This is a genomic window from Mycobacterium arosiense ATCC BAA-1401 = DSM 45069 (assembly GCF_002086125.1).
Taxonomy (GTDB): Bacteria; Actinomycetota; Actinomycetes; order Mycobacteriales; family Mycobacteriaceae; genus Mycobacterium; species Mycobacterium arosiense.
Genome location: NZ_MVHG01000073.1, coordinates 14,158 through 27,430, shown reverse-complemented (window position 1 = coordinate 27,430; position 13,273 = coordinate 14,158). Strand labels below are relative to the sequence as shown.

The window sequence follows — 13,273 nt, the reverse complement described above, 5'->3', positions numbered from 1 at the left end:
ACCCGGCGGGGAAATCTCTTTTCTGTCGACCCGAGGGTCTGACTCCAACACGCCGCGAGACGGCTCGAGACGCCCCGCCCCACAAACCCCTAATTCAGCAAGCTCCTAGGCGGGCAGCCGGCGGTTCAGCAGGAGCCCGGCCAGGATGGCGCCGGCCAGGACGAACGCGCCGAGCAGCATCCAGGCCAGGCTCGCGTCGCCCTTCACGGTTTCGTAGCCGATCTGGCGTTGCAGCGTCGAGTACACGTTCTCCAGCGAGTCCAGGCTGTCGGCGTGGAACGACTGGCCGTCGGTGATCTCGCAGATCTTTTGCAGGGTCTGGTCGTCCACCGGAACCGGGATGGTGGCGCCCTCGTAGTCGACGGTGCCGTACGGGGTGCCGAACGAGATCGTCGAGATCTGCACGCCCTCGGCCTTGGCGGCCCGGGCCGCCGTGAACGCGCCCTGCGGGGCGTTGGGGTCCAGCGGCACGTTCTCGGCGCCGTCGGACTCCAGCACAATGCGCGCGGGCGGCGGACCTTCGCCGCCGCCCATCACCGAGCCGACCGTCGCGATCGCCTGCAGCGCGGTGAAAAGGCCCTCCCCGGTGGCGGTTTTCGGGGCCGGCGCCAAGCTGTCGATGCCGGCCTTCACCGCGCCGCGGTTGGTCGTCGGCGGCACCAGCAGCGTGGCGTTGGCCGCGAACTCCACCAGCCCCAGGTTGATCGCCGGGGTCAGTTGGTCGGCGAACTGCTTGCCGGCCTCCTTGGCCGCGGCCAGGCGGTTGGGCGGGACGTCGTTGGACGCCATCGACTCCGAGACGTCGATCACCAGCATCACGACCGCGCGGTTCAGCGGAATCCGGACGTCCGACGTCGGCCCCGCCATCGCGGTGGTCAACAACACCAGCGAGACCGCCAGCAGGGCAGTCGGCAGATGGCGCCACTTACTGGGCCGCGGCGGCGCGACCCGCTCCAGCACCTCCATGTTGGCGAAGCGCAGCACCCGGCGACGACGGGCGAACTGCTGCACGACGTAGAGCCCGATCACCAGCAGCACGATCAGCAGGACCAGGAAAAACCAGGCGTTCTGGAAGCCCGTCAGCGACACCGGTCCCAACAGGGGCACCTTCATGTCCAGCCACCCTATGCGCCGAACCCCGGCGGTGCATGGGCCGCCGGCGGGGGATCAGCCGGCGGCGAGATCGCGCCGCTGGGTGAACTTGATGTCCAGGCTGCGCAGGTGGGTGTGCAGCCCGGCGTCCTGCACGGGGATCAGGTGGGCCGGCTCGTCGGTCTCGTTGTAGTGGGCGTGCCACATGCCCGGCGGGGTGGTGAAGGCGCAACCGGCCCGCCAGTCCACCCGGATGGGATCGACGATGTCGCCGCGCGAGTCCAGCCGGGTGCCCAGCAGCGTGTAGCAGCCGGTCGCCGGCGCGTCCAGGATGAGATCCAGCGCGACCGACTGGTGCCGATGCGGGCGCTGGACCTGGTTGGGCGGCAGCACCCCGAACATGGCCCACAGCACGTGCGTGATGGTCAGCGTCTGCTCCTGATCGGCGTTGGCCAACAGCACGCTCACCCGGCTCTTCTCGTTGGCACCGGGGCGCGAGGCGATCTCTTCGAGCTTGGCCACCGCGTCGGCGCGGCGGAACTTGGTTGCCGCGAAGCGCGGCTGGGTGGCCTCGGCGCCCAGGTAGCGCATCAGCGGCTCGTCGTGCACCCAGTACATGGCCGTGTCGGCGGCGGCGTAGAACACCGACCGGCAACCGGCGGGCAGCGTCACGAAGTCGCCCTTCTCCCACTCGATCAGCCGGCCGTTCACCGCCGCGAAGCCGCGCCCGTACAGCACGTAGTACAGCTGCGAGGTGGCGTTCGGGCTGGTGTCGACCTGCTCGTTGGCGCGGATCCGCACGAAGTTGGCCAGCAGCGCCGGGCTGGTCGCCGCGCCGGTACCGATGCCCAGCTCCGTCGACAGGTCCAGCGGGATCACGCCGGTCGCAGCGTCGAGGTAGAGCTCGGGATCGAACCGGCGCAGCGGGACCGGCGGGACGCGCCCGGACCCGATCGGGTTGGCCGCCTTGGAGTACTCGAAGTACTCGGCCTGTGCGGCCCACTCGTCGAAGCGGCCCTCGAACCCATACTCGGCCACGTTGATCATCGGCGCCGGGATCGTCGGATCCAGGTTCGGGGTCAATATCTGCGTCGTGGCCATCTCGTCTCCCTATCGCTTCCGGCTCTCGTATCTAAATAGTATCTAACTTGTATCTCAGCGGCAAAACGCGCTGGTGGGCGACCGCGGTGTACGGTCATGAACACGCTTGAGATACGACTTGGCTACAAGAGTGGGGTGGCATGGCGGCGAAGGGCCCGCGGGCGGGCACGGCCAAGGATCGCGCCCTGGACCACGTCAAGGCGCAGATTCTCACCGGCGAATTCGCCGGCGGCGAATTGATCAGCGAAGGCGACGTCGCCACCGCGCTGGGGATGTCGCGCACCCCGGTGCGCGAGGCGTTCCTGCGGCTGGAGGCCGAGGGGCTGTTGCGGTTGTATCCGCAGCGCGGCGCTCTGGTGGTTCCGGTCTCGCCCGGCGAGGTCCGCGCGGTCATGGAGGCCCGGCTGGTGCTCGAGCAGTTCGCGGCGGCAAAGGTGGTTGGACGCGGATCCGCCGTCTGGGCCACGGTCTTCCAACGGCAATCCGGCGAGCTGCGGCGGCAGGCCGCGGCCGCGGCCGCGGCCGACTGGCGGGAATTCCTCGAGTCCGACCGCACCTTCCACGCCATCACCCTGGAAGAGTCGGGCAACGCCATCCTGTCCAATTTCTACTCGACGTTGCGTGACCGTCAGATGCGGATGATCGGGGAATCGGCGTTGCGCGAACCCGATCGGGTGGCCACGATCATGGCGGAGCATCGCGGTATCGCCGAAGCCTTGCGCGACGGCGACTTGGAGCGGGCGCTGCGGGCGGTGCAGACCCACCTGGCCAGCACGGTGCGGGCCATGGGGCTGTCGGTAGGGCCGGACCCGTTATCGGCTACCGGATTTGGCGCGCATGACGCAAAATGATCGATGGCCCGGACAAGCCGTGCCGGGCGGCACATGGAGGAGGGCAGGATGGCTTGGCGAATCTCCGCAGGAGTTCGCGACGCGACGGCGAAAGCGGCCGTGGCCGTGGCGCTGATCGGCGTCGCCGCGACGGGTGCGGCCGCCCCGGCGAGCGCGGCGCCCGGGCGCATTCCCGTTGCGCCGCAAGACGATCCGGATCCCGGCCTGCCGACCGACCCCTCCGATCCCCGATGTGTGGGCATGCCGGGGCTGGCGCAGTGTCAGGGCGGGCCGTTCGAGGGTCCGCCCACCGGCCCGGCAAGTACGAGCTGTATCGCCATGCCCGCCGACCCGGTGTGCGCGGGCGGCCCGTACGCCCTGCCGACACCGCCGGCTCCTCCTGCCGCGCCGCCGCTGGACCCGGCAAGCCCGCTGCCCGCGGGTGCGATGCCCGATGGTGGGATGCACATGCCCGGCGAATTGCCCGATGGTGGGATGCACCTGGGCGAGATGCACATGGGCGAGATGGGGCACCCCTGACGACGAACCCCGGCGGGTTCAGCCGATCAGCACGGCATATCGGGGCTTGATCACCTCGTCGATGATCGCCAGCCGCTCGTCGAACGGGATGAACGCGGACTTCATCGCGTTGATGGTGAACCGCTCGAGGTCGCTCCATCCGTAGCCGAAAGCCTGCACCAGCCGGTGCATTTCGCGGCTCATGAAGGTGTCGCTCATCAACCGGTTGTCGGTGTTCACGGTCACCCGGAAGCGGGCGCGGGCCAGCAGATCGAACGGATGCTCGGAGATGCTGTTGACAGCACCGGTCTGCACGTTGGAGCTGGGACACAGCTCCAACGGAATTCGCTTGTCCCGCAGGATGGATGCCTGTTGACCCAGCCGCACCTTTCCGTCGGCCAGCACCTCGATGTCGTCGACGATGCGCACCCCGTGGCCCAGCCGGTCTGCGCCGCAAAAGGCGATCGCCTCGTGAATGGAGGGCAGGCCGAAGGCCTCACCGGCGTGAATGGTGAAGCGCGCGTTGTGGTCTCGCATGTACTCGAAGGCATCCAGATGCCGCGTCGGTGGGTTGCCCGCCTCGGCGCCGGCGATGTCGAACCCGACAACCCCCTTGTCCCGGAACCGGATCGCCAGCTCGGCGATCTCCCGGGACACCGCCGCGTGCCGCATCGCGGTGACCAGCAGGCGCACCACGATCGGGCGCCCCGCCGCGGCGCAGGCCTTCTCGCCGTCGGCGAAGCCGGCCAGCACGGCGTCGACGATCGCGTCGAAGGACAGCCCTCGGTCGATGTGCAGCTCGGGCGCGAACCGGACCTCGGCGTACACCACCGAGTCCTCGGCCAGATCCTCCACGCACTCGTAGGCGACCCGATGCAGCGCTTCGGGCGTCTGCATCACGGCGACGGTGTGCGAGAACGGCTCCAGGTAGCGTTCCAGCGAGCCGCTGTGGGAACGGGTGCGAAACCACGTCGCCAGCTCGTCGACGTCGGTGGCCGGCAGGCCGTCGTAGCCGATCTGCCCGGCGATCTCCAGCACGGTCGACGGGCGCAGGCCGCCATCGAGGTGATCGTGGAGCAGGGCCTTGGGGGCCTTCCTGATCTGCTCGAGCCCCAGCGGTGTGGTCATGTCACGATCCGATCGATGATCAGCGGCCGGGAGGCCGGGGCCGTGTTGTCGACGCTGTACCCGCCGTCCAGCTCGGCGAGCGCGGCACCGAAGCGCTCCGGGGTGTCGGTGTAGAGGGTGAACAACGGCTCACCGGCGGTGACCGGCTCGCCGGGGCGGCGGTGGATTCGGATGCCGGCGCCCGGCTGCACGCGTTCGCCCGGGCGGGACCTGCCCGCACCGAGCCGCCATGCCCCCAGCCCCACTGCCATCGCGTCGATATCGCCCATTGTGCCGCCCCGGGGGGCCGTGACGGTCTCGGCATGCCGACCGACGGGCAACGGCACCGACAGGTCGCCGCCCTGGGCCGCGACGAGCCGGCGGAACCGGTCCATCGCGGTGCCGTCGCGCAGGGTGTCGGCGGGATCGCGGTCGTCGATCCCGGCCAGCTCCAGCATCTCGGAGGCCAGCCGCAGCGTCAGCTCGACGACATCGGGCGGGCCGCCCCCGGCCAGCACCTCGAGCGCCTCGGCGACCTCGAGGGCGTTACCGACGGTCGCGCCCAGCGGGCGGTTCATGTCCGTCAGCAGCGCGCGGGTGGGCACCCCGTGCGCCGCGCCCAGCTCGACCATGGCGTGCGCCAGCTCGCGGCATTGCCGCTCCGAGCCCAGCAGCGCCCCGGAGCCGACCTTCACGTCGAGCACCAGCGCGCCGGCCCCCTCGGCCAGCTTCTTGCTCATCACCGAGCTGGCGATCAGGGGCAGCGACTCGACGGTGGCGGTGATGTCGCGCAGCGCGTACAGCTTGGCGTCGGCCGGCGCCAGGTCGCCGGCGGCGAAGATGGCCGCGCCGGCCTCGCGCAGCTGGTCGCGCACGCGCCGGTTGGACAACGCGGCGGTGAACCCGGCGATGGATTCCAGCTTGTCCAGGGTGCCGCCGGTGTGGCCCAGCCCGCGGCCCGAGGCCTGCGGGACCGCGGCTCCGCAGGCGGCGACGACGGGAACCAGTGGCAGGGTGATCTTGTCCCCCACCCCGCCCGTGGAGTGCTTGTCAACGGTCCGCAGGCCCAGGTCGCCGAAGTCGAGCGTGTCGCCCGACGCCAGCATCGCCGCCGTCCACCGGGCGGTCTCCCCGCGGTCCATGCCGCGCAGCAGGATCGCCATCAGCAGCGCCGCCATCTGCTCTTCGGCCACCCGGCCGCCGGTGTAGGCGCCGATGACCCAGTCGATGGCGGCGTCGGACAACCGCCCGCCGTCGCGCTTGGTCCTGATCACCGTGGGCGCGTCGAACGCGGGGTGCATCACCCGCGCCCTGCGGCCAGGTCGTCGGGCCCGAAGGCGTCCGGCAGCAGGTCGCCGAGCCGGCGCGGCCCACGCGGATGGTCGATCAGCAGCTCGGGGCCGCCGTGTTCGGCCAGCACCTGACGGCACCGCCCGCACGGCATCAGCGCCGAGCCCCGCCCGTCCACGCACGCCAGCGCCACCAAGCGCCCGCCGCCACCCGAATGCAGGGCACACACCACGGCGCATTCGGCACAGAGACCAAGGCCATATGAGACGTTCTCCACATTGCACCCGGTCACCACCCGGCCGTCATCGACCAGCGCGGCCGCCCCGACCCGGAAAAGCGAGTACGGTGCGTAGGCACCCGCAGCGGCATCTATTGCCTTGTCCCGCAACATCTTCCAGTCGATCTCCGGCATCACGAAACCCCGCTCACCCATCGCCGATCCGACAGTTACCCTAGCCGCAATACGGCTTTTCGCTTGACGGACACATTGGCGCAAGTCACAGCGTGTGCGAGCTAAGCTCAAGTGCCCGGCGTGACCGACGTTGAAGCCGGAAGAAGGCGGTGAGGACTGGGGTGACTACGCAACCGACAACCGCGCAACCGACAACCGCGGATCCGGCGGCACCGGCTTCCTCGCGCAAGCGCAGGCCACCACGGACGCTGTACCGGGGCGACCCCGGCATGTGGTCGTGGGTGCTGCACCGGATCAGCGGCGCGACGATCTTCTTTTTCCTGTTCGTCCACGTCCTGGACGCCGCGATGCTGCGGGTCAGCCCGCAGACCTATAACGCGGTGATCCACGACTACCAGATGCCCATCGTCGGCCTGATGGAGTACGGCCTGATCGCCGCGGTCCTGTTCCACGGCCTGAACGGGATCCGGGTGATACTGATCGACTTCTGGTCCGAGGGCCCGCGCCACCAGAAGCTGATGTTCTGGATCGTCGGCGTCGTGTTCCTGCTGCTGATGGTTCCGGCCGGCGTTGTCACGGTCATCCACATGCTGGGGCACGTCCGATGAGTAGCCCCGAATTGCAGCTGGACCTTCAATCCCGCCGGGGCCAGGCCGCTCCGGTCAAACAGCGCCTGTACGACCGTCCCGCCAGCCTGGACAACCCCCGCTCCCCGCGGCGGCGCGCCGGCATCCCCAACTTCGAGAAGTTCGCGTGGCTGTTCATGCGGTTCTCCGGGATCGCGCTGTTCGTGCTGGCGATCGGCCACCTGTTCATCATGCTGATGTGGGACGACGGCGTGTACCGCATCGACTTCAACTACGTGGCGCAGCGCTGGGCGTCGCCGTTCTGGCAGTTCTGGGACCTGGCGCTGCTGTGGCTGGCACAGCTGCACGGCGGCAACGGCCTGCGCACCATCATCGACGACTACAGCCGCAAGGACAGCACCCGCTTCTGGCTCAACAGCCTGCTGTTGTTGTCGATGGGGTTCACGTTGGTGCTGGGCACCTACGTGCTGCTGACATTCGACCCGAATATCGGAGGCTGATCGATGATCCAGCAACACCGGTACGACGTGGTGATCGTCGGCGCTGGTGGTGCCGGCATGCGGGCCGCGGTGGAGGCGGGCCCGCGGGTGCGCACCGCGGTGCTGACCAAGCTCTACCCCACTCGCAGCCACACCGGCGCCGCGCAGGGCGGCATGTGCGCGGCGCTGGCCAACGTCGAAGAGGACAACTGGGAATGGCACACCTTCGACACCGTCAAGGGTGGGGACTACCTCGCCGACCAGGACGCGGTGGAGATCATGTGCAAGGAAGCCATCGACGCGGTGCTCGACCTGGAAAAGATGGGGATGCCGTTCAACCGCACCCCCGAGGGCCGCATCGACCAGCGCCGCTTCGGCGGGCACACCCGCGACCACGGCAAGGCCCCGGTGCGCCGGGCCTGCTACGCCGCCGACCGCACCGGCCACATGATCCTGCAGACGCTGTATCAGAACTGCGTGCGGCACGACGTCCAGTTCTTCAACGAGTTCTATGCGCTGGACCTGGTGCTCACCCAGACCCCGAGCGGCCCGGTGGCCAGCGGCGTGGTGGCCTATGAGCTGGCCACCGGTGACATCCACGTGTTCCACGCCAAGGCCGTCGTCATCGCCACCGGCGGTTCGGGCCGGATGTACAAGACGACGTCCAACGCGCACACGCTGACCGGCGACGGCATCGGCATCGTCCTCCGCAAGGGACTTCCGTTGGAGGACATGGAGTTTCACCAATTCCATCCGACCGGGCTGGCCGGCCTGGGCATCCTGATCTCCGAGGCGGTGCGCGGCGAGGGGGGCCGGCTGCTCAACGGTGAGGGCGAGCGCTTCATGGAACGCTACGCCCCGACGATCGTGGACCTGGCGCCGCGCGACATCGTGGCCCGGTCCATGGTTTTGGAGGTTTTGGAGGGTCGCGGCGCGGGCCCGCACAAGGACTACGTCTACATCGACGTCCGCCACCTCGGGGAGGACGCGCTGGAGGCCAAGCTGCCCGACATCACCGAGTTCGCCCGCACCTATCTCGGTGTGGACCCCGTGCACGAGTTGGTCCCCGTCTACCCGACGTGTCACTACGTGATGGGCGGCATTCCCACCACCGTGACCGGACAGGTGTTGCGGGACAACACTTCTACGGTGCCGGGCCTGTACGCGGCCGGCGAGTGCGCGTGCGTGTCGGTGCACGGGGCCAACCGGCTGGGCACCAATTCGCTGCTGGACATCAACGTGTTCGGCCGCCGGGCCGGCATCGCCGCGGCGTCGTACGCGCGGAGCCACGACTTCGTGGACATGCCGCCGGAGCCCGCGGCGATGGTGGTGGGCTGGGTCGGCGACATCTTGAGCGAGCACGGCAATGAGCGCGTCGCCGACATCCGCAACGCGTTGCAGCAGTCGATGGACAACAACGCCGCGGTGTTCCGCACCGAGGAGACGCTCAAGCAGGCGCTCACCGACATCCACGCCCTCAAGGAGCGCTACGCCCGAATCAGCGTGCACGACAAGGGAAGACGGTTCAACAGCGATTTGCTGGAGGCGATCGAGCTGGGCTTCTTGCTGGAGCTGGCCGAGGTCACCGTGGTCGGGGCGCTGAATCGCAAGGAATCTCGCGGCGGCCACGCCCGCGAGGACTACCCCAACCGCGACGACGTCAACTTCATGCGCCACACCATGGCCTACAAGCAGGGCAGCGATCTGCTCAGCGACATCGCGCTGGACTTCAAGCCGGTGGTGCAGACGCGCTACGAACCCAAAGAACGGAAGTACTGATGACGGTCGAACAGGAAACCTCCGAGGTCGAGACCGGCCAGGAACCACCGCTGCCGGCGATTCCGGACGGGGCGGTGATGGTGACCGTCAAGATCGCCCGGTTCAACCCCGACCAGCCCGACGCCTACGCGAAAACCGGTGGCTGGCAGAGCTTTCGGGTGCCGTGCCTGCCCAGCGACCGGATGCTCAACCTGCTGATCTACATCAAGAGCTACCTCGACGGGACGCTGACCTTCCGGCGTTCCTGCGCGCACGGGGTGTGCGGCTCGGACGCCATGCGGATCAACGGCGTCAACCGGCTGGCCTGCAAGGTGCTGATGCGCGACCTGCTGCCCAAGAAGGCGGGGAAATCGCTGACCATCACGGTCGAGCCGATCCGCGGGCTGCCGGTGGAGAAGGACCTGGTGGTCGACATGGAGCCGTTCTTCGACGCCTATCGCGCGGTCAAGCCGTACCTGATCACCACCGGCAACCCCCCCACCCGCGAACGCATCCAGAGCCCGACCGACCGCGCCCGCTACGACGACACCACCAAGTGCATCCTGTGCGCGGCGTGCACCACCAGCTGCCCGATCTTCTGGCACGAGGGCAGCTACTACGGGCCGGCGGCGATCGTCAACGCGCACCGGTTCATCTTCGACAGCCGCGACGAGGCGGCCGCCGAGCGCCTGGACATCCTCAACGAGGTCGACGGTGTGTGGCGCTGCCGCACCACGTTCAACTGCACCGAGGCCTGCCCGCGCGGCATCGAGGTCACCAGGGCGATCCAGGAGGTCAAGCGCGCGATCATGTTCTCGCGCTGATCGGCCCGGCTTCGCCGTCCGTCACACTTCTCGGGTCCGCCTCGTCTGACACGTATGACACAGACACAGAAAACCCGCATCGAGCCCGTGGCACCCAAGCGCGCCGGACTGCTGACCCGGGCCATGTACCGGATCGCCAAGCGGCGCTACGGCCAGGTCCCCGAGCCATTCACCGTCACCGCGCATCACCGTGGGCTGCTGATCGCCGGCGCCCTGCACGAGACCATGCTGGACCGGGCGTCGAAGTCCTTGCCGGTCAGCGTGCGTGAGCTGGCGGTGCTCTGGACCGCGCGCACGGTCGGCTGCTCGTGGTGCGTCGACTTCGGGTCCATGCTGCAGCGCCTCGACGGCCTGGACATCGAGCGCCTGAAGGAGATCGACAACTATGCCACCGCGCCGGCATTCAGCGACGACGAGCGAGCGGCCATCGCCTACGCCGACGCGATGACCACCGATCCGCACACCGTCACCGACGAGCAGGTCGCCGATCTGCGGGCCCGCTTCGGCGACGCCGGGGTCATCGAGCTGACCTACCAGATCGGGGTGGAGAACATGCGGGCGCGGATGAACACCGCGCTGGGGATCACCGAGCAGGGCTTCAGCTCCGGTGACGCGTGCCGGGTTCCGTGGCTTACCGAGGCCCCCGAGCAGAACCAGCCCGCAGCGGGGACCCGGTGAATTTGTCGGGGTTGGCGACATCCCATAGGGCGCAGACCTTTCCGTCGCGCACCGTCGCGGCCATGATCCGCGGCATCAGCTCGCGGTAGCCGTCACCGGCGGGGCAGCCGGGCGTGTAACCGCCCAGCTCGCCGTTGACCAGCCCCAGCCGATACGAGGTGAACATCGCCGGGCCGTAACGCTGGGCCAGGCCGAAGAAGAACCGGGCCACCTTGTCGGCCCCGTGGATGACGTTGATTGCGGTGGGCGCCTTGCCATTCGCGTCACCCGTCAGGATCACGTCGGGGTGCAGCAGCGCCACGACGGCTTCCAGATCGCCGGCGGCCATGGCGGCCAGCAATTTGCCGACCACCTCGTTGTGCGCCGGATCGGGCTCGGGCGCGGGCTCGGCCGAGACGGCTTTCCGGGCCCGCGACGCCAGCTGCCGCGCGGCGGCCTCGTTGGTGCCCAGCACCTGCGCCACCTCCGCGAACGGCACGGCGAACCCGTCGTGCAGCACGAAGGCGACCCGCTGATCGGGTGACAGCCGCTCCAGCACGACCATCGCGGCGAACCGCGCGTCCTCGCCGGCCACCACCGCGGACAGCGGATCGGCGTCCGCAGCGGGGGAGCCGAGCCCGGTGACCACCGGCTCGGGCAGCCAGTTACCGGTGTAGGTCTCGCGGCGGTGGGCGGCCGAGCGCAGCCTGTCCAGGCCCAGCCTGCTCACCACCGTGGTCAGCCAGGCCCGCAGGTCGGTGATCCCGGTTGCCCGTTCCGAATCTTGCCGGTGCCAGCGCAGCCAGGCGTCCTGGACGATGTCCTCGGCGTCGGCCACCGTGCCGGTGAGCCGGTAGGCCACCGCCATGAGATGGGGCCGTAGCGACTCGAACTCGCTGACCTGCTGCGCTGCGGTCATATCGCGAGGCTACGCTCAGCCACAACATGACTGGGAATCTCTGGCTACACTTCGCCCGGCACGGCCCGGACATCACGCCGCCGATCATCACCCGCGGCGAGGGCGTCACCATCTACGACGACCGCGGCAAGAGCTACCTGGACGGCCTGTCCGGGCTGTTCACCGTGCAGGTCGGGCACGGCCGCGCCGAGCTCGCCGAGGTCGCCGCCCGTCAGGCGGGCACGCTGGCGTTCTTCCCGTTGTGGGGTTACGCCACTCCCCCGGCGATCGAGCTCGCCGAACGTCTCGCGCGCCACACCCCGGGCGACTTGAACCGGGTGTTCTTCACCACCGGCGGCACCGAGGCCGTCGAGACCGCGTGGAAATTGGCCAAGCAGTACTTCAAGCTCACCGGCAAACCCGGCAAGCACAAGGTGATTTCGCGCTCGGTCGCCTACCACGGCACCACCCAGGGCGCGCTGGCGATCACCGGGCTGCCCAAATACAAGGCCCCGTTCGAGCCGGTGACGCCCGGCGGCTTCCGGGTGCCCAACACCAACATCTACCGGGCGCCGGAAACGCTGCGCACCGACGCGAAGGCCTTCGGGCAGTGGGCCGCCGACCGGATCGCCGAGGCCATCGAGTTCGAGGGCCCCGACACCGTCGCCGCGGTGTTCCTGGAGCCGGTGCAGAACGCGGGCGGCAGCATCCCGCCTCCCCCAGGCTATTTCGAGCGGGTGCGCCAGATCTGCGACGAATACGACGTGCTGCTGGTCTCCGACGAGGTGATCTGCGCGTTCGGGCGGATCGGCTCGATGTTCGCCTGCTCGTCGGACATCGGCGACTTCGGCTACGTGCCCGACATGATCACCTGCGCCAAGGGGATGACGTCGGGCTACTCACCGATCGGCGCCATGATCGCCAGCGAGAGGCTGTTCGAGCCGTTCAACGACGGCGCCACCATGTTCCCGCACGGCTATACCTTTGGCGGCCATCCGGTTTCGGCGGCCGTCGGGCTGGCCAACCTGGACATCTTCGAGCGCGAGGGGCTCAACGATCACGTCAGAACCCACGCGCCGGCGTTCCGCGCCACCCTGGAGAAGCTCTACGACCTGCCCATCGTCGGCGACGTGCGCGGCGAGGGGTTCTTCTACGGCGTGGAACTGGTCAAGGACCAGGCCACCGGGCAGACGTTCAGCGACGACGAACGCCGCCCGCTGCTCGCCCGGGTGTCCTCGGCGCTGTTCGAGGCGGGGTTGTATTGCCGCACCGACGACCGCGGCGATTCGGTCATCCAGCTGGCGCCGCCGCTGATCAGTGGCCAGGCCGAATTCAACCTCATCGAGGCGGCGCTGCGCGACGTGCTCAGCGACGAGTGCCGTCGGCTGTAGCCAGGATCCGCTTGACCTCGTACGAGGCCAGCAGCACCTCGCGGGAGTGCGCCGCCGTGGGGCTGCTCGCGATCCGCGATTGCGCGTTGCACAGCCAGGCGAGCGCGGACCGCAGGTCGCCCTCGGGCGTGGCATCGCGATGCAGCTTCAGCTCCGCCAGCACCCGGTCATGGTCGGGGCCGCGCACCTGGCTTCCCTTCTCCACCCGCTTGAGCAGTTGCTCCAACGATCGCGGGCCGTCGCCCGAGCGCCGCAACTGAGACCACGTTCGAGACCAAAACCGATCGTTTGAAATGGCGCTTCCCTCGGGAAATCCGGGCGGTCGATG

Annotated in this window: 14 protein-coding genes and 1 pseudogene; 8 read left to right on the top strand and 7 right to left on the bottom strand. The window is 69.0% G+C overall.

The genetic code is table 11. From position 1 onward, the window contains the following. Positions 1-105: 105 nt before the first annotated feature. The gene (locus tag BST14_RS21535; protein WP_083066389.1) at positions 106-1,113 is read right to left on the bottom strand and encodes a VWA domain-containing protein; all 1,008 of its coding nucleotides are present in this window, start codon (positions 1,111-1,113) and stop codon (positions 106-108) included. A 54-nt stretch (positions 1,114-1,167) separates the two neighbouring features. Beyond that, positions 1,168-2,193 carry a cupin domain-containing protein gene (locus BST14_RS21530; RefSeq protein ID WP_083066388.1) on the bottom strand — a complete coding sequence of 342 codons (1,026 nt, stop codon included), beginning with the start codon at positions 2,191-2,193 and terminating at the stop codon, positions 1,168-1,170. 140 nt (positions 2,194-2,333) lie between these two features. On the opposite strand from BST14_RS21530, the gene BST14_RS21525 reads away from it, so the two are divergent. Then, positions 2,334-3,044, top strand: coding sequence for a GntR family transcriptional regulator (locus tag BST14_RS21525; protein WP_083066387.1), 711 nt, complete (start codon positions 2,334-2,336; stop codon positions 3,042-3,044). A gap of 48 nt (positions 3,045-3,092) precedes the next feature. Then, positions 3,093-3,563 (top strand): hypothetical protein, encoded by a 471-nt coding sequence (locus tag BST14_RS30140; protein ID WP_158085912.1) that lies wholly within the window; start codon positions 3,093-3,095, stop codon positions 3,561-3,563. Positions 3,564-3,581: 18 nt separating this feature from the next. Here BST14_RS30140 and BST14_RS21515 read toward each other — a convergent pair whose 3' ends face one another. From BST14_RS21515 to BST14_RS21505, 3 genes are read right to left on the bottom strand one after another with little or no spacing between them, the layout of a single operon-like run. Further along, positions 3,582-4,670 (bottom strand): adenosine deaminase, encoded by a 1,089-nt coding sequence (locus tag BST14_RS21515; RefSeq protein WP_083066385.1) that lies wholly within the window; start codon positions 4,668-4,670, stop codon positions 3,582-3,584. Next, positions 4,667-5,950, bottom strand: coding sequence for a thymidine phosphorylase (locus BST14_RS21510; protein WP_083066384.1), 1,284 nt, complete (start codon positions 5,948-5,950; stop codon positions 4,667-4,669). Before BST14_RS21510 ends, BST14_RS21515 begins: the two co-directional genes overlap by 4 nt. Beyond that, complete coding sequence (locus tag BST14_RS21505) at positions 5,950-6,351, bottom strand: cytidine deaminase (RefSeq protein ID WP_083066392.1); 402 nt, start codon at positions 6,349-6,351, stop codon at positions 5,950-5,952. Before BST14_RS21505 ends, BST14_RS21510 begins: the two co-directional genes overlap by 1 nt. 269 nt (positions 6,352-6,620) lie before the next feature. Between BST14_RS21505 and sdhC the strand changes: the two genes are divergently transcribed. From sdhC to BST14_RS21480, 5 genes and pseudogenes are all read left to right on the top strand, one after another. Beyond that, positions 6,621-6,959, top strand: a complete 339-nt coding sequence (gene sdhC / locus BST14_RS21500; protein ID WP_245845599.1) for a succinate dehydrogenase, cytochrome b556 subunit — start codon at positions 6,621-6,623, stop codon at positions 6,957-6,959. After that, positions 6,956-7,438 carry a succinate dehydrogenase hydrophobic membrane anchor subunit gene (locus BST14_RS21495; protein ID WP_083066382.1) on the top strand — a complete coding sequence of 161 codons (483 nt, stop codon included), beginning with the start codon at positions 6,956-6,958 and terminating at the stop codon, positions 7,436-7,438. Before sdhC ends, BST14_RS21495 begins: the two co-directional genes overlap by 4 nt. A 3-nt stretch (positions 7,439-7,441) precedes the next feature. Further along, positions 7,442-9,196, top strand: a complete 1,755-nt coding sequence (gene sdhA, locus BST14_RS21490; RefSeq protein WP_083066381.1) for a succinate dehydrogenase flavoprotein subunit — start codon at positions 7,442-7,444, stop codon at positions 9,194-9,196. Next, on the top strand, positions 9,196-9,999 hold the full coding sequence (locus tag BST14_RS21485; protein WP_083066380.1) for a succinate dehydrogenase iron-sulfur subunit: 804 nt from the start codon (positions 9,196-9,198) through the stop codon (positions 9,997-9,999). Before sdhA ends, BST14_RS21485 begins: the two co-directional genes overlap by 1 nt. Before the next feature lie 21 nt (positions 10,000-10,020). Next, a pseudogene (locus tag BST14_RS21480) lies at positions 10,021-10,677 on the top strand (carboxymuconolactone decarboxylase family protein); the annotation flags it as partial. Here BST14_RS21480 and BST14_RS21475 read toward each other — a convergent pair. After that, a complete protein-coding gene (locus BST14_RS21475) occupies positions 10,631-11,575 on the bottom strand; it encodes a sigma-70 family RNA polymerase sigma factor (RefSeq protein ID WP_083066378.1) in 945 nt (314 codons plus the stop codon). The pseudogene BST14_RS21480 and the gene BST14_RS21475 overlap by 47 nt on opposite strands. 26 nt (positions 11,576-11,601) lie before the next feature. Between BST14_RS21475 and BST14_RS21470 the strand changes: the two genes are divergently transcribed. Further along, the gene (locus BST14_RS21470) at positions 11,602-12,945 is read left to right on the top strand and encodes an aspartate aminotransferase family protein (RefSeq protein ID WP_083066377.1); all 1,344 of its coding nucleotides are present in this window, start codon (positions 11,602-11,604) and stop codon (positions 12,943-12,945) included. Here the strand turns inward: BST14_RS21470 and BST14_RS21465 are convergent. After that, a complete protein-coding gene (locus BST14_RS21465) occupies positions 12,920-13,171 on the bottom strand; it encodes a hypothetical protein (protein WP_083066391.1) in 252 nt (83 codons plus the stop codon). The genes BST14_RS21470 and BST14_RS21465 overlap by 26 nt on opposite strands. Between the last annotated feature and the right edge of the window lie 102 nt (positions 13,172-13,273).